Annotated in this window: 18 protein-coding genes; 6 read left to right on the top strand and 12 right to left on the bottom strand. The window is 35.5% G+C overall.

Annotation, left to right across the window (positions count from 1 at the left end; genetic code table 11):
• Positions 1-832, bottom strand: an 832-nt coding sequence (locus V4538_05655; protein MES2380503.1) for a hypothetical protein, incomplete at its 3' end; no start/stop codon positions are given.
• A 156-nt stretch (positions 833-988) separates the two neighbouring features.
• On the opposite strand from V4538_05655, the gene lpcA reads away from it, so the two are divergent.
• Positions 989-1,555, top strand: a complete 567-nt coding sequence (gene lpcA / locus V4538_05660) for a D-sedoheptulose 7-phosphate isomerase (GenBank protein MES2380504.1) — start codon at positions 989-991, stop codon at positions 1,553-1,555.
• On the opposite strand, the gene V4538_05665 is transcribed toward lpcA, so the two are convergent.
• The 11 genes from V4538_05665 to V4538_05715 all read right to left on the bottom strand — a co-directional run bounded on the left by V4538_05665 (position 1,552) and on the right by V4538_05715 (position 13,526).
• Positions 1,552-2,403, bottom strand: coding sequence for a hypothetical protein (locus V4538_05665; GenBank protein ID MES2380505.1), 852 nt, complete (start codon positions 2,401-2,403; stop codon positions 1,552-1,554). The two genes, lpcA and V4538_05665, sit on opposite strands and share 4 nt — an antisense overlap.
• On the bottom strand, positions 2,400-3,173 hold the full coding sequence (locus tag V4538_05670) for a UDP-2,3-diacylglucosamine diphosphatase (GenBank protein ID MES2380506.1): 774 nt from the start codon (positions 3,171-3,173) through the stop codon (positions 2,400-2,402). Before V4538_05670 ends, V4538_05665 begins: the two co-directional genes overlap by 4 nt.
• Before the next feature lie 17 nt (positions 3,174-3,190).
• The gene (locus tag V4538_05675; GenBank protein MES2380507.1) at positions 3,191-3,847 is read right to left on the bottom strand and encodes a lactate utilization protein; all 657 of its coding nucleotides are present in this window, start codon (positions 3,845-3,847) and stop codon (positions 3,191-3,193) included.
• A gap of 60 nt (positions 3,848-3,907) precedes the next feature.
• A complete protein-coding gene (locus V4538_05680) occupies positions 3,908-5,470 on the bottom strand; it encodes a methylmalonyl-CoA mutase family protein (GenBank protein ID MES2380508.1) in 1,563 nt (520 codons plus the stop codon).
• Between the two features lie 160 nt (positions 5,471-5,630).
• On the bottom strand, positions 5,631-6,629 hold the full coding sequence (gene gap / locus V4538_05685; protein ID MES2380509.1) for a type I glyceraldehyde-3-phosphate dehydrogenase: 999 nt from the start codon (positions 6,627-6,629) through the stop codon (positions 5,631-5,633).
• 96 nt (positions 6,630-6,725) lie between these two features.
• On the bottom strand, positions 6,726-7,886 hold the full coding sequence (locus V4538_05690) for a glycosyltransferase family 87 protein (protein MES2380510.1): 1,161 nt from the start codon (positions 7,884-7,886) through the stop codon (positions 6,726-6,728).
• A gap of 32 nt (positions 7,887-7,918) precedes the next feature.
• Positions 7,919-8,308, bottom strand: a complete 390-nt coding sequence (locus tag V4538_05695; protein MES2380511.1) for an RDD family protein — start codon at positions 8,306-8,308, stop codon at positions 7,919-7,921.
• A 6-nt stretch (positions 8,309-8,314) separates the two neighbouring features.
• Positions 8,315-9,871, bottom strand: coding sequence for a YifB family Mg chelatase-like AAA ATPase (locus V4538_05700; protein MES2380512.1), 1,557 nt, complete (start codon positions 9,869-9,871; stop codon positions 8,315-8,317).
• Positions 9,872-9,954: 83 nt separating this feature from the next.
• Complete coding sequence (locus V4538_05705) at positions 9,955-10,386, bottom strand: SET domain-containing protein (GenBank protein ID MES2380513.1); 432 nt, start codon at positions 10,384-10,386, stop codon at positions 9,955-9,957.
• Between the two features lie 64 nt (positions 10,387-10,450).
• On the bottom strand, positions 10,451-11,977 hold the full coding sequence (locus V4538_05710; GenBank protein MES2380514.1) for a GH3 auxin-responsive promoter family protein: 1,527 nt from the start codon (positions 11,975-11,977) through the stop codon (positions 10,451-10,453).
• 145 nt (positions 11,978-12,122) lie between these two features.
• Positions 12,123-13,526, bottom strand: coding sequence for a phosphoglucomutase/phosphomannomutase family protein (locus tag V4538_05715; GenBank protein ID MES2380515.1), 1,404 nt, complete (start codon positions 13,524-13,526; stop codon positions 12,123-12,125).
• Positions 13,527-13,737: 211 nt separating this feature from the next.
• On the opposite strand from V4538_05715, the gene idi reads away from it, so the two are divergent.
• From idi to V4538_05740, 5 genes are all read left to right on the top strand, one after another.
• Positions 13,738-14,256 (top strand): isopentenyl-diphosphate Delta-isomerase, encoded by a 519-nt coding sequence (gene idi / locus V4538_05720; protein ID MES2380516.1) that lies wholly within the window; start codon positions 13,738-13,740, stop codon positions 14,254-14,256.
• A gap of 118 nt (positions 14,257-14,374) precedes the next feature.
• The gene (locus tag V4538_05725) at positions 14,375-15,118 is read left to right on the top strand and encodes an isoprenyl transferase (GenBank protein MES2380517.1); all 744 of its coding nucleotides are present in this window, start codon (positions 14,375-14,377) and stop codon (positions 15,116-15,118) included.
• A 26-nt stretch (positions 15,119-15,144) separates the two neighbouring features.
• Positions 15,145-17,664 carry an outer membrane protein assembly factor BamA gene (gene bamA, locus V4538_05730; protein ID MES2380518.1) on the top strand — a complete coding sequence of 840 codons (2,520 nt, stop codon included), beginning with the start codon at positions 15,145-15,147 and terminating at the stop codon, positions 17,662-17,664.
• Between the two features lie 49 nt (positions 17,665-17,713).
• Positions 17,714-18,292, top strand: a complete 579-nt coding sequence (locus V4538_05735) for an OmpH family outer membrane protein (GenBank protein ID MES2380519.1) — start codon at positions 17,714-17,716, stop codon at positions 18,290-18,292.
• 27 nt (positions 18,293-18,319) lie between these two features.
• On the top strand, positions 18,320-18,874 hold the full coding sequence (locus V4538_05740; protein ID MES2380520.1) for an OmpH family outer membrane protein: 555 nt from the start codon (positions 18,320-18,322) through the stop codon (positions 18,872-18,874).
• The last annotated feature ends 22 nt before the right edge of the window (positions 18,875-18,896 follow it).

Raw genomic sequence — 18,896 nt, forward strand, 5'->3', positions numbered from 1 at the left:
CACGTTTTAAACCTGGTGAGGTAAAAGTATAAGTAAAGTGGTTTTTGTATTTAGCCGTATCAATATAACCTGCATAAACACCTGCTGTAGTACGGTTGTAACCAGGGTATAATGGGTTTTCATCAGGTAAGTTCCAAAACACACGGCTTTGAAAACTTGAAGTATTTAATATAGTTTGTGGACTGTTAATCCAAACGGTATCAGGTGTATAGAAATTAGCAATAGGAGGTAGTAAATTATTTGCACCAACGCCCGGTATCATATCTACTCCAAAATTAAATAAATTTGCATCCTGACCAGAATAAGCCATGGTACAACCACTTACATTCCAAGTTCTTCTGAAGCCAGATTTTGAAACATTAGTAACTGTAAATGCCCCTGAATTGGTAGAACAAATAGTAATTTCAATTACTAAACTTTGAGCCGGGTCATAAACAAATGGTGTTTGTAAGGTAATGGACATCCAACCGGCAGCATCAGATGAAGCCGTGAGTGTGGCTGCAGTATAAACATTTGTTAATCCTGTAACAATGGAAGAAGCAGGCAATGTTGTTGCTGCTGTTTGCCCCATATTAATGGTTACACCGGTAAAATTAGAAGTATTGCTTGCAGTACCCTGAAAATACAATGTTGTTATTCTACCTATATAGGCTCCTGTTAATTCACCGGGAGCAACCAGAGATTGCATTGATTTTCCGGCAGTACCCCAGTTAAAAGGAAAGGAATTACTAGGTGCATTTATATTCCCAGTGTAAAAGGTTGGTTGAGCACTGATTTTGCTTGCTATAGCAAGCAAAAATAAAATCAGTAATAAGTGTACGTGTTTATTCATATTATTCTTAATTTATTATTTTATAGTTAATTAAATGCAATTTGGTAATAAATTATTAATTTATTAAACTCTAATACGAAAAAAAATGCTATTGGTTTGTAAATGTATTTAATTTTATAGATTAATGTTAATATTGAAGCAAATTATAATTTTAGCATGAACTCTATTAAACAGCACTTTGAAGAAGCTTCTCATATTTTAACACAATTTTTAAATAATGATTCCAATTTTGAAGCTATAGAAAAAGCTGGGCAATTAATGGTAGATGCGGTTAAAAATGACGGTAAAATTTTAAGTTGTGGCAATGGAGGCAGTATGTGCGATGCCATGCACTTTGCAGAGGAATTAACCGGTAAATATAGAAATGACAGGCCTGCTATTGGGGCTATTTCTATGAGTGACGTGAGCCACATGGCTTGTGTGGGAAATGATTACGGTTACGATTACGTTTTTAGCAGATACCTCGAAGCCGTTGGCCGCAAAGGGGATGTACTTTTGGCTATTTCCAGCAGTGGTAATTCTACTAACGTAATTAAAGCCATGGAGGTGGCAAAACAAAAAGGTATTAAAATAGTAGGACTAACGGGTAAAGACGGTGGCAAAATGGCTGGCTTATGCGATGTAGAAATAAGAGCGCCACACAGCCCGTATGCTGACAGAGCCCAGGAAATTCATATTAAAATTATTCATTCGCTGATTGACTATATCGAAAATCACGTTTAGTCTCTGCTAAAAATAAAAATATTACTTCCGTCAAAGCAATAAATATATTCTTTGCTTACAAAAGCCCATTGGGTTTTATAACTGTAACTAAAACTAAAGGAGTTTTTCACTATGCCTATTTTTAAATCAATCATGTTAACATGATTGGCTGAAGTATGAAATAAATATTCAGTACCTAACTGCAGTGTAGTGGCATTATTTACTTTTAGTGTGCGGGTATAGGAAGCAAACACATCAAAAAATAAGATAACACTATCGTTGGACAAGATTACCTGCTTACCATTATCGGCTAAATAATTGGGTACAAAATTAAAGTTGCAAAATTGTTTTATGTTACCTGAACTTTGGTATTGTTTACCTTCTTTATCTAATTTTTTTAGCTGTAAATCGCCTAAATCAAATACCCATAAACCATTGTCATAACTTCTGGCAACGGAAGATGCCTGAATGATATTTGATTTTGTTAAATCTATTTCGCCCCGGTAGGCTAAATTATTATCTAAAAATATTACCCTGTTTATTTCTTTATAAAACACATATAACTCCATAGGGTTGGAAGCATCTATACTGGTAATATTACCACTGTAATTGTAATTTAGGGTAGCTAGTATTTTACCTGACTGGTCGTATTTATATAATTGATTGGTGGCTGAAACTACGTAAATATTGCCGAGTTCATCGGCCTGAATATACTTGGCACTTAATTTAAAGTTGCTTTTTAGTTTAGTACTGTCAAGCACCTGGCTTAACGCTTGTTTCTGACCCAAAATAAACAGCCCCGCCAAAGCAATTATTTTTACAAAAACGCTTAATTTTTTTTTAATAATTATTTGAAACTTTTCCATCATTTTTCCGAGTAAACAAAACTCTCTGAGGGACTTGTGTAACTTTTTAACGCTACACTATCTTCATCAATTACTAAATAGGTATTGTATTCAATCCAATCGCCTAAATTAATATAGGAACTTGTTTTGGTGAGTTGATAAACCATAGGCAAATGCCTGTGACCAAAAATAAAAAAATCAATATTTTCATGTGCTAAAAATTGACGCGCATGTTGAATTAAGAATTCTTTTTCACCATAAAAAGCATGGTTATCGCTATAGGTTTTTTCTTTGCTTTTATGGCTAAACCAGTTGGCTATACCTATACCTATGTTTGGGTGAAAAAAGGCAAATAAGCGTTGAAAAAACTTGTTCCTGTATATGCCTAATATGAATTTAAATTTAAACTGACGCGGGCCTAATCCATCGCCATGGCCAATGTATAATTTTTTACCTGCTATGGTTTTTATAATGGGTTTACTGTAAACCATACATCCAATTTCTTTCTCTAAATAACCAAATTGCCATAAATCGTGGTTACCGTGAAAAACATGAACGGGAATTCCACTATCTGTAAAATGGGCTAATTTAGCCAGTAAACGGACAAAACCTTTTGGAACAACGGTTTTAAACTCAAACCAAAAATCAAAAATATCACCAACAATATAAAGCTCTTTGCAATCGGCTTCTATTTCATTTAAAAATGATATGATACGTTTTTCGCGTTCTCTACTTTCTTCAAAAGTGGGAATACCTAAATGAAAGTCTGATATGAAGTAAGTTTTTTTTTGCACGTTACAGAATCTGTTTCCTAGTCTTTTCTTTCATCGTCCACCACAAAAACAAAAATTTCTGTAGGACCATGGGCCCCAATTACCAAGGTGCTTTCAATATCTGCTGTTCTGCTAGGGCCTGTAATAAAACTAAGCATAGATGGTATGTTTTTTCCGTACCTGTTTTTAACCAGTTGAAAGCCATCTTTCATTTCCATTACCACTTGCGATTTTTTGGCCATTACTATATGTACCGGAGGCCATATGGTTAATGCCCTGCTATTGGCACTTGAACTTACTAATATAGTGCCTGTACGTGCAATTAAAGCCTCGCACGAAGTAATAGCACCCTGCACTTTATCTAAAAATTCTTTTCTATGGCTAAAATTAATACCGGTATCTTTTAGCATATCCTGCAATTGATGTTCCCAACAGAAAAAATGTTTCCATTTACGTTGGTCAAGTAGGGTTATCAATTTATCTAAAAAATCGAATTGGTTGCTGCAGTATATAAACTGGCCACTTGCTTCGGTTAGTTGCCTGGCAAATACTTCTACTACATTGCTATCTGAGCTGGGCTGCACATAAACATTGCTATCCAAATCAATATTGGCATATTGATTTTTACCTTTAAAAGTAAGTGCTTGTCTTACTTTTTTAAGTATTTTTTCTTTAGGCGTTACTTGCTGCTCCACTAGTTGCAAGGTATAAATATTTTATAAAATAAAAACTCCATTTAACAACATTTTGGGTTGTTAGGCTTTATACTCTCCAAAAACATTTCTAAATGTATCAGCTACTTCGCCCAATGTAGCATACTGTTCAACGGCATCAATAATAAAAGGCATTACATTACTTCCATCTTTAGCCGCTTGGTCTAATTGGGTTAAACAATATTTTACTTTGTCATTATCACGTTCTGCTTTTAGCTGGTTTATTCTGGCTGTTTGCTGTACTCTGATACTATCATCAATTTTAAATGCCGGAGGAGCTACTTCTTCTTTTACGGTAAACTTATTTACACCTACAATTACTTTTTCATTGCGTTCTATATCGGTTTGGTATTTATAACTGGCACTGGCTATTTCATTTTGCATATAGCCTTGCTCAATAGCATTTACACTGCCCCCCATGGCATCAATACGTTCAATGTATTTCCACGCTTCAGCTTCTACTTGGTTAGTTAATTCTTCTATAAAATAACTTCCACCTAACGGATCAACGGTATCAACCACACCACTTTCAAAAGCTATTATTTGTTGAGTGCGTAAAGCTGTTCGCGCTGCAGCTTCGGTAGGTAAACTCAATGCTTCGTCAAAACCATTGGTATGTAAACTTTGGGTACCACCCAATACGGCTGCCATGGCTTGTATCGTTACACGGGCTATATTGTTTTCTGCTTGTTGTGCTTGTAATGTACTGCCTCCTGTTTGGGTATGAAAACGCAACATCATGGCTTTTGGATTGGTTGCTCCCAGGTCTTTAGCCATTTTAGCCCACATTCTGCGTGCAGCTCTGAACTTGGCTATTTCTTCAAAAAAATTATTGTGTGCATTGAAAAAAAACGACAAGCGCTGACCAAATACATTTATATCTAATCCTTTGGCAATAGCTGCTTCGCTATAGGCTTTAGCATTGGCTAAAGTAAAGGCTATTTCTTGCACTGCGGTACTTCCAGCTTCACGTATATGGTAACCTGAAATAGAAATGGTATTCCATTTAGGAACTTCTTTACTACAGTATTCAAAAATATCGGTAATAATGCGCATGCTGGGTTTTGGCGGATAAATATAGGTGCCGCGCGCAGCGTATTCTTTCAATATATCGTTTTGTATGGTACCTGAAATTTTCTTTATATCGGCTCCTTGTTTTTTTGCCAGTGCAATATAAAACGACAATAAGGTGGATGCCGTTGCATTGATGGTCATACTGGTTGTAATGTCTTGTAATTGTATGCCGTCAAAAAGCGTTTCTATATCGCGTAAGCTATCAATAGCCACTCCTACTTTACCTACTTCTCCTTCGCTCATTACATGGTCGCTATCATACCCTATTTGGGTTGGTAAATCAAAAGCTACTGATAAACCCATAGTACCGTTGGCTAATAAATATTTATACCGTTTGTTAGATTCTTCGGCTGTTGAAAAACCTGCATATTGGCGCATAGTCCATAAACGTCCTCTATACATATCTGGCTGAACGCCTCTTGTGTAAGGAAATTCACCCGGTAATTCATTATTTACTAAATTACCTGCGGGGCTATAAAGTTCTTTTATTTCTATGTTGCTATCGGTTATAAATTTTTTGTTTTCCGTCATTATACCATTAATTAAAAGGAGGGCAAATATAACCAAAGTTAAAAGGTTTCTATTTTTTGTTATGGCTTATTCCTTGAGTCATTAACCCAATTAACTAAACTAAAAAGGGTGCTTCAACAAGTTGAAACACCCTTTCGTAATATTACTAAATTCAGTATTATTATTTTACTGAATCCATATAACTGATTAAATCAACCACTTTGTTTGAATAACCCCACTCGTTATCATACCAGCTAATTACTTTTACAAAATTATCGTTTAATGAAATACCTGCTTTTGCATCAAAAATAGAAGTACGTGAATCGCCTAAGAAATCGTTACTTACTACTTCGTCTTCTGTATAACCTAATATACCTTTCATTTCACCTTCTGAAGCGGCTTTCATAGCTGCTTTAATAGCTTCGTAGCTTGCTCCTTTTACTAAACGGCAAGTTAAATCAACTACTGATACGTCCGGTGTAGGAACACGTAAACTCATACCTGTTAATTTTCCTTTTAATTCTGGAATAACTAAACCTACTGCTTTAGCTGCTCCTGTTGACGAAGGAATAATATTTTGATAAGCTCCACGACCACCTCTCCAGTCTTTAGCACTTGGGCCATCCACTGTTTTTTGGGTAGCTGTTACTGCATGAACAGTAGTCATTAAACCTTCTAAAATACCGAAGTTATCGTTTAACACTTTAGCAATTGGCGCTAAACAGTTGGTAGTACAACTAGCATTTGAAACTATATTCATATCTTTTGAATATGTTTTATGGTTAACACCCATTACAAACGTAGGAGTATCATCTTTAGCAGGAGCGCTCATAATTACTTTTTTAGCGCCTGCTTTTATATGTGCCGAAGCATTTGATTGCTCTAAGAATAAGCCTGTAGATTCTACTATGTATTCAGCACCAATTTCGTCCCATTTTAAGTTGGCTGGATCGCGCTCTGCAGTTACTCTGATTTTATTTCCGTTTACTACTAACTGACCTCCTTCTACTGCAATAGTACCTTTAAAAATACCATGAGTTGAATCGTATTTTAACATATAGGCCATGTAATCAACATCAATTAAATCGTTAATTCCTACAATTTGCACATTGGGGTTGTGCATAGCGGCTCTGAAAACCAAACGGCCAATACGGCCAAATCCATTAATACCTACTTTCATTTTTGTATTTTATTTAATAATTAAGACTTTAAATAACTGGCTGCGAAAATAAAATTGATTTTAAGTAAAACAACTCTATTTTTTGGAGGCTGATATTTATTGGTTTTTAGGTGTTTCCAAAACCGGTTCGGCAAATGCTTGTTTACGGCTAAAAAGTAAATAGTTAATATGGAACCAAATAAAAATGCAAGGTACTGCTTTTAATACGTATGGAGTAACTATATGTACTCTTACATAAGGCGGAAATAAATCGGTTGGCGAAAGGCTGGTAAACAACAAACAAAATACCAATAAGCCATTTTTTAATTTGCTTGGTGGTGCAACCAAATAATAAATAGCCACCCCAACCAAAGCTATATTAAAGGTAGACGATTCAGCTTTATGGTTAAAAATAATAACCCAGATTAAACTGCTGGCAAATAACAAAGCCCGTTTTGTCCAGTCGGTGGTTTTAATATGTAAAACAATACTTACTAATAAAATAAGCAGACCTAAACCAACCACCAATGTTTTGTTTGGTTCTATAAAAAACCAAGTTTTTAACCAACCCATTACGGAAAGACCAAAACTCACGGAATGGTCTTGTTGTAACATATTCCACCAACTTATATACAAATGCAGTAGTTGATTCATATTAACCACTAAGAGCGGAATAGCCAATAAAAGCATAAACCAAACGGCTGACCAAACAATGAATTTTTCTTTGTATTTGTACAATAAGAACAATGGGAAAAGTATTAAACCAAATAATTTAATAAACACGGAAAGCATGAGCATTAAAGCCGCCCAGTGTGGTTTGTCTGTTTCGAAAAAATGATAGGCAAACAAAAACAAAGCCACCATCATTACATTGGTTTGGGCACTTTGTAAACTGGTAAGCGTTTCGAAAAAAATAAGTAATAAGGCTATTTGTTTCTGTGTATTGGTAAATAGTTTTAGTTTAAAAACCGCCCAAAGTAATAAAGAGGTATTGAGTAAATTCCAAATTACTAAGCCAAACCAATTGGGCAACAAAGCAAATGGCGCCATAGCCAAGGCAAAAGCCGGGCTGTATTTGAATAAATCATATTGGTCGGTTAAATGTTCAATGTATAAATCCTGCCCATTTATTAAATGCCAGAATGAATACTTAAAAATAATAAAATTATTGTAATGGGTATAGGTTCCGCCAAAAGTATTGTCGGGTAACAAATACAAATGTACGCTTGCTATAATGGTGGCTAAAATATAAAGCCCAATGAGGGTTTTATTTTGCATAAAGAAGGCTTTTATTTTTTGCATCATCGTATTTATAATTCTATCATCACACTTCCCGAAACAAAATCATGAATTGCTCTTCTGTTGGGATTGCTATGAATAGTTAAAAATGAAATTGAACCTAAAATTAATTTAATAGGATATCTAAAAAGTGCTTGAAAAAAATCAATTTTCTTACTGGTATCCTCTGCTTTCCTCACTCTTATCCCCATCATATAATTTCCTAAAGTACATCCTAAACTTACACAAATTGGATCAAACAAAACTACAATCAGTACAAAAAGAAAAACTCTAATCTCATCATAAATATTAGGAAATTTATCTAGCAGCATAGATGTAATATACATTAAAATAATAACTAGGATTCCATCAATAAGGGAAGACTGTATTCTTGCTAAAAGTGTTGGATATTTTTCTTCCATATTCTATTAATTATTATTACCAGCCCATGTTTCTCTATCCAAACTACGGTATTGAATAGCTTCTGCTAAATGTTCTGTTTTTATTTCTTCGCTACCTGCTAAATCGCTAATGGTACGTGCTACTTTTAAAATCCTGTCATATGCTCTGGCCGACAGTTGTAATTTATTCATGGCTGTTTTTAACAGGGTTTGCCCTATATTACTTATCTGGCAAAGTTCTCTTACCTGTGTACTGCTCATTTGGGCATTACTATAAATATTGGGGTTACCGGCAAAACGATTGCTTTGAATTTCTCTTGCTTTGATAACACGTTCTCTGATTTTTTCGCTGCGTTCGGCTTTTCGCGAATCAGCTAACTGGTCAAAATTAACGGGTGTTACTTCTATATGTATATCTATCCTGTCTAATAAAGGACCTGATACTTTACTTAAATATTTTTGCACTACGCTTGTTCCGCATACACACTCTTTTTCAGGATGGTTAAAATAACCGCAAGGGCAAGGATTCATGCTTGCTACCAACATAAAACTGGTTGGATATTCAATACTAAATTTAGCTCTTGAAATTGTTACACGCCTTTCTTCTAAGGGTTGGCGCATTACTTCTAAAACGGTTCGTTTAAACTCGGGTAATTCATCTAAAAATAAAACACCGTTATGGGCCAAACTTATTTCGCCCGGTTGTGGTACATTGCCTCCGCCTACCAATGCTATATCGCTAATGGTATGGTGTGGCGCCCTGAAAGGACGTGAATACAATAAGGATGAGTTGCTTTTAAGTCTGCCTGCTACTGAATGTATTTTAGTTGTTTCTAAGGCCTCGTGTAAGTTTAAAGGCGGCAATATGCTCGGTAAACGCTTAGCCAACATGGTTTTTCCGGCACCCGGAGGGCCAATCAAAATAACATTGTGTCCACCTGCTGCTGCTATTTCTAAAGCTCGTTTTATATTTTCCTGTCCGCGTACATCTGCAAAATCATCTTCGTTTAAAGCCAAATTATCTTCAAACTCCTTGCGGGTATCAATTTCGTATGGTGCTAAATGGCTTTCATCGCCATTGAAAAACTCAATAATTTCGCGAATATGGGTAGCACCGTATACTTTTAAATTATTTACAATGGCTGCCTCACGTGCATTTTCTTTGGGTAAAATAAAGCCTGCAAAGCCTTCTTCGCGTGCTTTAATGGCAATGGGTAAAGCTCCTTTGATGGGTTTTAAATAACCATCTAAGCTTAGTTCGCCCATAATAATATACTTTTCTACATGCTCTGCATTCAACTGGTCTGATGCGGCTAAATAACCAATGGCTATTGTTGCATCGTAAGCGGAACCCTCTTTGCGTATATCGGCAGGTGCCATATTAATAACTACTTTTTGCCTTGGCATTTTATAGTGGTTATTTTTTAAGGCTGTTTCTATTCTGTGTTGACTTTCTTTTACGGCATTGTCAGGTAAGCCTACTAAAAAATAGCCTACTCCATTTCCCTCTCCCACATTTACCTCTACGGTTATAGTTACAGCATCAACACCATGTACTGCGCTGCCAAATGTTCTAACAAGCATAAACGAACTGTTTAAATAATATTGTAAAGCAATAAAATGAATTGTTCCCTGATTTGAAAGGCACAATTACTGAAAAAATAAATTTATTTTTTCTTGCCAGGCTTTGGACCAAAGCCTTGTTCAATTAAGGCGTCCCAGTATTCACGTCCATAAGCTACAAAAACTTCATCGCTTGGCTTTAAGTTACGGCTGGCTATAATATATACTCTACCGCGAATAATTTCGAAACGTGCATTGTTTCTTAAGCCGGGTATTTTGGTAAAGCCGTTGGCATCGTTGCAATAACGTGCCATACTATCTAAATGGTTTTGGGCATCAATGCATTTCTTTTCGCTTATGTAAAAGTAATAGGCTCCTACACCATCTTTCATATCGCCATTTCTACGCTCACACTCTTTCCAGGTTATTACATCACCTGTGTATTCAACTACTTTTTCTCCTCTTTTTATTAATGAATCTGTAAACAATCCTTTGCCCGCACCTTTTAAAATGCTGTTATCAATATATAATGCCATTGTTGCAAATGTGCTTTTTTTAAAGCAAAAAGTAAAGTGTTGCTTTTAAGAGAAAGAAAATATGTTATAAAGAAACGCTGTGACCCTGCATACCTAATATTTCTTCCACAATATCTCGGTGGTTACTTAAGCGGGGAACTTTGTGCTGCCCTCCTAATTTTTGTTTATATTTAAGCCAATTATTAAACGCTCCTCTTGGTAAGCAATTGATTTTAGGCATTTGCATTGCCATATCTTTATATCGTTTGGCTTCGTAATCACTGTTTAACTCTTTCAAATAGTTATCTAAATAGCTCGAAAACTCATCAATATTTGCCGGTGCTTTGTCAAACTCTATTAACCATTCGTGCCCACCTTTCTGGTTATCGTCAAAGTAAATAGGTGCTGCTGTATAATCAACTATATGTGCATCTAACTCATGGCATGCTTTGCTAATAGCGGAGTCTGCATTCTCTATCATTAATTCTTCGCCAAAGGCATTGATAAAATGTTTGGTGCGGCCTGTAATTTTAAATTTATATGGTTTGGTAGAAGTAAACTTAATGGTATCGCCAACTATATAACGCCATAAACCTGCATTGGTGGTTATAACCAACGCATAATTTTCATTCATGCTTACTTCGCCTATGCTTACTGTTTTAGGTTGTTCTTTGCCATATTCGCTCATAGGCATAAACTCAAAAAACACCCCGTAATCAAGCATCAATAGCATATCGTCACGTTTCAAATCATCCTGAATACCAAAAAAGCCTTCTGAGGCATTGTAGGTTTCTAAATAATTAAGCTGGCTGTTGTTGATTAACTTTTTAAATTTTTGCTTATAGGGAGTAAAGCTTACTCCACCATGAATATATAATTCTAAATTAGGCCAAATATCTGTTAAACAATTTTTACCAGTTATCTCATATAACTTTTCTATTAGTACGATTGTCCATGTAGGAACACCTGACATATTGGTTACGTTTTCGCTTAAAGTAGCTCTTGCCATTTTCTCTACTTTTTCGTCCCAATTATTCATTAATGCTATAGCCAATTCAGGAGTACGTAAATAATGTGCCCAAAAGGGCATGTTCTGCATCATGACGGCTGATAAATCGCCATAAAAACTTTCTTCGTTTAATTTATTTACATTGTTACTTCCACCTATTACCAAACCTTTTCCATCAAACAAATTGCTATCGGGGTTTTGTAATAAATAAAACAGTAAAGCATCTTTACCTCCTTGAAAATGGCACTCGTCTAAACTTTCATAAGTAACGGGAATAAATTTACTTTTATCGCTTGTTGTGCCTGATGATTTTGCAAACCAACGGGTATCGCTGGGCCATACTACATTTTGTTTGCCATTTAATATTTCGTCAATATACGGTTTAAAACCATCGTAGTTGGTAATGGGAACTTGCTTCTGGAAATCGTCAAAATTACGAATGGTCTTAAAATTGTGCCTGATACCAAAAAAAGTATCTTCTGCCTGGTTTAACAAACTCATTAATTGTTCTTCCTGCACAGCATGAGGATCAAGCATTATTCTATCAATAAACGGAACCCGCTTTTTTAAGTACCAGCTTACTAATGAATTTACTATCGGCATGAAGCAATTTTACTCAAAAAAAATCACAATTCGTAATCTAAAAACAGGAAGCATGATTTACCTAGTATTAAACCAACTAACCTAACAAAAAAAACCTGCTTTTAAGCAGGCTTTTTCACTATTATTTGAATACTTAAACTATTTGTTAAGCCAACAATACTGTTTTGGTTGCTTCTAAAATAGCTGTAGCTTTTTCATTGGTACTTGACTCGCTATACACACGCAATACGGGTTCAGTTCCGCTTGCACGAATCATAACCCATTCGCCATTTCCTAAATGGAATTTGAAACCATCTAAATCTTCTGTTTTTTCTATTTTATAAGCACCAAACTGGGTGTATTTACCTGCTTTGCAATTGGCTAATACTTTTTGTTTAATTTCTTCGGTAATATGTAAATCAATTCTGCCCATAGCAAAACTTCCTACTACATCATACACTTCCTGAATCAATTCATCTAAGCTTTTACCTGTTTTAGCCATAAACTCCCAAAGGGTTAAACCAATCCAAATACCATCGCGTTCCGGAATAAATCCTTTAATAGCTATTCCTCCACTTTCTTCGCCACCTACCAATACATTTTCGGTAACCATTTTTTCGCAAATGTATTTAAAACCAATTTTGGTTATTTCTATCGGTAATCCGTACGCTTCGGCCAGTTTAGTAATTTTTGAAGTAGCGCTGAAAGTAGTAATTACTTTACCATCCATGCCTTTGTACTTGTGTAAATAATGCACCAATAAAAGTATGATGTGATGCGAATCAACAAACTCTCCTTTTTTATTGTATAAACCTATTCTATCAGCATCGCCATCGGTTACCAAACCGCAATCTATCTCTTCGCTGATACGTATTAACTCACTAAACTCTGTCAGGTTTTTATGAATAGGCTCCGGTGCCTGCCCGTCAAAACCCGGGTTGTACTCGCAATGCAACATAGTAATATCAGGAAAAACCCTGCGCATTACATTTTGTCCTGCGCCATACATAGCATCGTAAGCAAACTCAAACTTACTTTCTTTTATAATTTTTAAATCAAATTTGCTTTCTACTTCATCCACATACATGGTTTCTAAATCAGTATAACTAACCATGCCTTCTGCAACTAAAATGTCTATATTTTTTAAGGTTAAAGAAACAGTTGAAGGAATAGCATTTTCTACTGCATCTATTACCGCTGGACTACTTGGCCCACCGTAATGTGCTTTTAATTTAAACCCATTATATGCCGGTGGGTTATGGCTTGCTGTAATAATTACGCCCAATGCAGCACCTTGTTTTACGGCACCTAAACTAATCATAGGGGTGCTTACAAAACCTTTAGCCATAATTACTTTTATGCCATTGGCACATAAAACTTTGGCTGTAGTTTCTGCAAACAACTCGCCTGCAAAACGGCAATCGTGACCTAAAACTACTTTTAAATTATTGGCAAAATTTGCTTTCACATAATCAGCTGTTCCTTGCGCTACACGTTTTACATTTTCTACAGTAAATTCATCGGCTATAATTCCACGCCAACCGTCAGTTCCAAATTTTATTACGTACATAATTTTTATAATATAATGCTGCAAAAAAGTAAAAATAATACAAAGTGTGGCTATAGGGTATCTATTATTTTTACAACATTGTCTATTTTGTAACAATTTTTATCTAACATATAATTTCAGTAGCACCTAAGTATTATTTGTTTCAAATAGGTGTAATAAATAAATTCTCTTGGCAAAAACCAAAACCTTTCACTTATGTTTGGTTTTTTAAATGGCATTAGAGTACGTAATTTTAGTAGACGAAAACGACCGGGAAACAGGTTTAATGGAAAAACAGGAGGCGCACGAAAAAGGTTTGTTGCACCGTGCCTTTTCTGTTTTTATATTTAACCATAAAAACGAGTTGCTGTTGCAACAACGTGCGCTCCACAAATACCATAGTGCCGGCCTTTGGACTAATACCTGTTGTAGCCATCCGCGGGCGGGAGAAAATATTGAACAGGCCGCTCACCGCAGATTACAGGAAGAAATGGGGTTTGATTGCGAATTGCATACAAAAACAAGTTTTATTTACAAAGCATCATTCGAAAATGGCTTAACCGAACATGAGTTTGACCATATTTTAGTAGGCCAATACAACCAAGCCATAAACATTAACCCACAAGAAGTGGCTGCTTATAAATGGGTTAACACAGAATGGCTAAAAACCGACCTGTTACAAAACCCTGAAAACTACACTGCTTGGTTTACCATTATTGCTGAAAAATTCTGGGAAATAGTTAACCAATAACATTTATTGCCAAGTAGTTAAAATTAAACCATATTAGTGTAATACTTACGCTTAAGCAAAAACATCCTTTTCCATTCCAACATTTTCGTTATTTTCGTCCGATTTTGCTAAAAACAACATGTCCGACAAAAATAAAATAGATACCAAAAAACTGCCTCAACACATAGCTATTATAATGGATGGAAATGGGCGTTGGGCCAAGGGTTTTGGTAAATTTAGAATTTTTGGCCATCAAAATGGAGTTACTGCTGTGCGTGAAAGTACAGAAGCTGCGGCAGAGCTTGGTATTAAATATTTAACGCTTTATGCGTTTAGCACTGAAAACTGGAGCCGTCCGCAAGCCGAAGTAATGGCATTAATGGAACTGTTAGTAAATACCATTAAAAAGGAAACAGCTACTTTACAAAAAAATAATATTCGCCTGGCTTTTATTGGAAATATGAGTGATTTACCTCCAAAATGCCAAACACAACTATTAGAAACCATAGATGCAACCAAAGATAACACAGGGCTGACTTTAGTGCTGGCACTAAGTTATAGCGCTAAGTGGGATATGGTAAATGCAGTAAAAAAGATAGCCGAAAAAGTAAAAAATAATACGCTTCGTATTGACGAAATAAATGATCAGGTAATTGACAATCATTTATCGACCAATGGAATGCCACATCCTGATTTAATGATTAGAACAAGTGGAGAACAACGTATTAGCAATTTTTTACTTTGGGAGTTGGCTTATGCTGAACTCTATTTTACTGAGAAATTGTGGCCTGATTTTACACGTGAAGATTTTTACAAAGCAATTGTTGATTTTCAAAACAGAGAAAGGCGCTTTGGAAAAACAACAGAACAAATTAGTAACTAAAGGATTCATTATTTCGTACTAGACGCATGACAAAGAAAATTGCACTTATTGCATATATATTTTTAAGTTTAACCAATACCTTATTTGCCCAATCAGACAGCACTAATAAATACGCTGTGATTGATTACAATGCATCTAAAACGTATATAGTGGCCGGCTTTGAAATAACGGGTACGAGTTATTACGACAAATCGGTTATTCAGGTTATTGCCGGTATTTCGTTAGGCCAAAAAATAAAAATCCCATCGGATGATGTGACCAAAGCCATTAGTTCACTTTGGAAGCAAAAACTTTTTGATGATGTTAAAATAAAAATCCAAAAAATTGAAGACGACAGAATTTGGCTTGAATTGGTTTTAAAAGAAAAGCCCCGTTTGTCAACCTTTAGTATTACAGGTATTAGAAAAGGGAAGGCTGAAGATTTAAGTGACGAATTATCTATTAAATCAGGGCAAATAATAAACGAAAACTTATTGGTTACTTTAGACCGTGAAATTAAAAAGTTTTATGCTGACAAAGGCCGCTCGGACACAAAAGTAAAATTTGATTTGGTTGAATACAATCCAATAAAAAACACCAATAAGTTAAAGATATATGTAACGCCCGGCCCAAAAATAAAAATCGAAAACATTGAATTTGTTGGCAACAAAGCACTAACAGACAGACAACTGCGTGCCCAGATGAAAGAAACAAAATGGAAACGCAGGTTATTTGCCAAATCAAAATTTATTGATGAAAACTACACTGATGACAAACAAAAAATTATTGAAAAATATTTAAGTTTAGGTTATAGGGATATTCAAATAACATCTGATTCTATCTGGCGGGGAAAAAGTCAAAATGTAAATATTAAAATAAATATCAATGAAGGAGCTAAATACTATTTCAGAAATATTAAGTTTATAGGGAACTCTAAGTACAAAGATGAAGAATTGAGTCGTGTACTGAATATAAAACGTGGCGATATTTACGACCAAACCTTATTGGATCAACGTTTAAATATGAGCCAGCAAGGGCTTGACATCAGTACTTTGTATATGGATGACGGGTATTTGTTTTTTAGGGTAGAGCCTGTTGAAGTATTGATTGAAAATGACAGCATTGACCTTGAAATTAGAATTAGTGAAGGTGAGCAGGCTCGCATAAACAAGGTAACTGTAAAAGGAAATACCAAAACCAGCGACCACGTTATTTTACGTGAATTACGTACTAAACCAGGCCAATTATTTAGTAGAACTGATATAACAAGAAGTTTACGTGAATTAAGTCAAATTGGTTATTTTAACCCGGAAGCATTGGGTGTAAATCCGGTGCCAAACCCTAATACGGGTACGGTTGATATTGAATATAAAGTAGAAGAGCGTGCCAATGACCAAATAGAACTTTCAGGAGGCTGGGGAGCCGGGATGATTATAGGAACTTTGGGTTTAACCATTAATAATTTTTCAGCACGTAAGGCTACTAAAGCTAGTGCATGGAACCCTATACCTAGTGGAGACGGACAACGTATTTCATTAAGGGCTCAAACCAATGGAACTTATTATCAATCATATTCAGCCTCGTTTACGGAGCCTTGGTTGGGTGGCAAAAAACCAAATGCATTGAGTGTTTCTGTTTTCCATTCGCGCCAAAGTAATGGTTACAGCAGCGAAGACGAGCGCAGAACCGGGTTATATACTACCGGATTAACGGTTGGATTAGGAAAAAGATTAAAATGGCCTGACGATTATTTTATTTTACAATACCAAGCCAGCTTCCAGCAATATGACCACCAATACAGTAAAGCCGGCTTGCCTTATATATCATCTATTGGCGAAGGCATTTCAAACAATTTAAGTTTTAAAATGGTTTTGGGTAGAAACTCAACTGACCAAATCATTTACCCTCGTTCGGGTTCTAATATTTCTTTGTCGCTTCAATTTACCCCACCATACTCGTTGTTTAGTAATACCGACTATTCTCAAGTACAGGAAAGTGAAAAAATGCGTTGGCTTGAATTCCATAAATGGAAGTTTGATGCTTCTTTCTTCAATAGAATTTTTGGCGATTTGGTTTTAATGACGCGAATAAACTTTGGAGCCATTGGTTATTACAACAGTACACTTGGTGTAACCCCCTTTGAAAGATTTTGGGTGGGTGGTGCCGGTCTTACCGGATTTAACCTTGATGGTAGGGAGCTGATTGCTTTACGTGGATACCAGGACAATACATTAACACCTTTGTATAATGATCCACGCACAGGTCAAATTGCACCAAAAGGAGCAACCGTTTACAATAGATACACCATGGAGTTGCGTTACCCTATTTCATTAAACCCTCAAGCTACTGTGTTTCCATTGGTATTTGCCGAGGCAGGAAATGCACAATTGGAATTCAGGGATTTTAACCCCTTTAAGTTGTACAGAAGTTATGGAATGGGTGTTCGTATATTCTTACCTATGTTTGGTATGATTGGACTTGACTACGGATGGGGAATTGATGATGTGCCTTTACGCCAAGGTGTAAACGGAGGTAATTTCCACTTCTTAATTGGACAGCAGTTTTAAATTTATATATTGGTACACTAAAAATTTTAAAAAGCAGTTTTAAATTATCATGAAAAAAATAATTATTCTTATTGCTGTATTATTAACCTTAGGCGCTTCTAAAGCGGTAGCTCAAAAATTTGCCTACGTTGATACGGAATATATACTGGATTTAATTCCTGAATACCGCTCTGCTCAAAAACAATTGGATGCGTTAAGTGAAGAATGGCAAAAAGAGATGGAGCGTAAAATGGCCGAATTGGAAAAAGCTGAAAAAGAATTTGCTGCTGAGCAAATTTTGATGAGCGATGAAATGAAGAAAAAACGCGTTGAAGAGTTAAAGCAAAAACAAGAAGAATTAAGGGACTATAGAAATAAAAAATTTGGTTTTGAAGGGGAATTATTCAAAAAAAGACAAGAGTTAGTTAAACCCATTCAAGATAAAGTTTTTGATGCTATACAAAAATTAGCAAAAGCTCGTGCTTATGACTTTATATTTGCAAAAGGTGGCGAAGTAGTAATGCTTTACACCAATGCTAAATACGATATGAGCAATGACGTATTGTTTGAACTTGGCATAGCAATTGATAAAAGCACTAAACCAAAACAAAATAATCCTGACCCAAGTAATACTGGGACAAAACCTTAAAACAAAAATTAAAATAAATAAACACGAATGAACAGAATGATCAGAAAATTTGCATTGGCAATGGTATTTGCACTTTGCGGTGGAGTATTTGTTGCAAATGCTCAAAAGTTGGGTTATGTAGACTTACAAGAAATTATGGTTGCTATGCCGGAATACAAAAAGGCTAACAGCGATATGGAAAAATACCAAAAACAATTGGAAGATGATTTGGCTAAACTACAACAAGAGTTTAAAACCAAATACGAAGACTACGAAAAAAATACACCAACAACTCCAACTATGCGTGAATTCAAGGAAAAAGAATTACGCGATTTACAAGCTCGTATCCAAGAGTTTCAACAATCAGCAGTAGAAGAAAGCAGAAAAAAAGAAGCTGATTTGTTAAAACCAATTGTAGAAAAAGCAAAACAAGCTATTGCTCAGGTTGCTAAAGATGCCGGTTACACTTATGTTTTTGATAGCAATACTGCAGGTATGTTATATAAACCTGAAGGCGATAACATTACTGATTCAGTTAAAAAGAAATTAGGTATTGTAGATGCTCCTCCAACAGCTCCAAAGCCAACTGCACCTAAAAAATAATTAATATTTTTAGCTTAACAAA

It is taken from the genome of Bacteroidota bacterium, from assembly GCA_040388375.1.
Lineage (GTDB): Bacteria > Bacteroidota > Bacteroidia > UKL13-3 > UKL13-3 > JAAFJM01.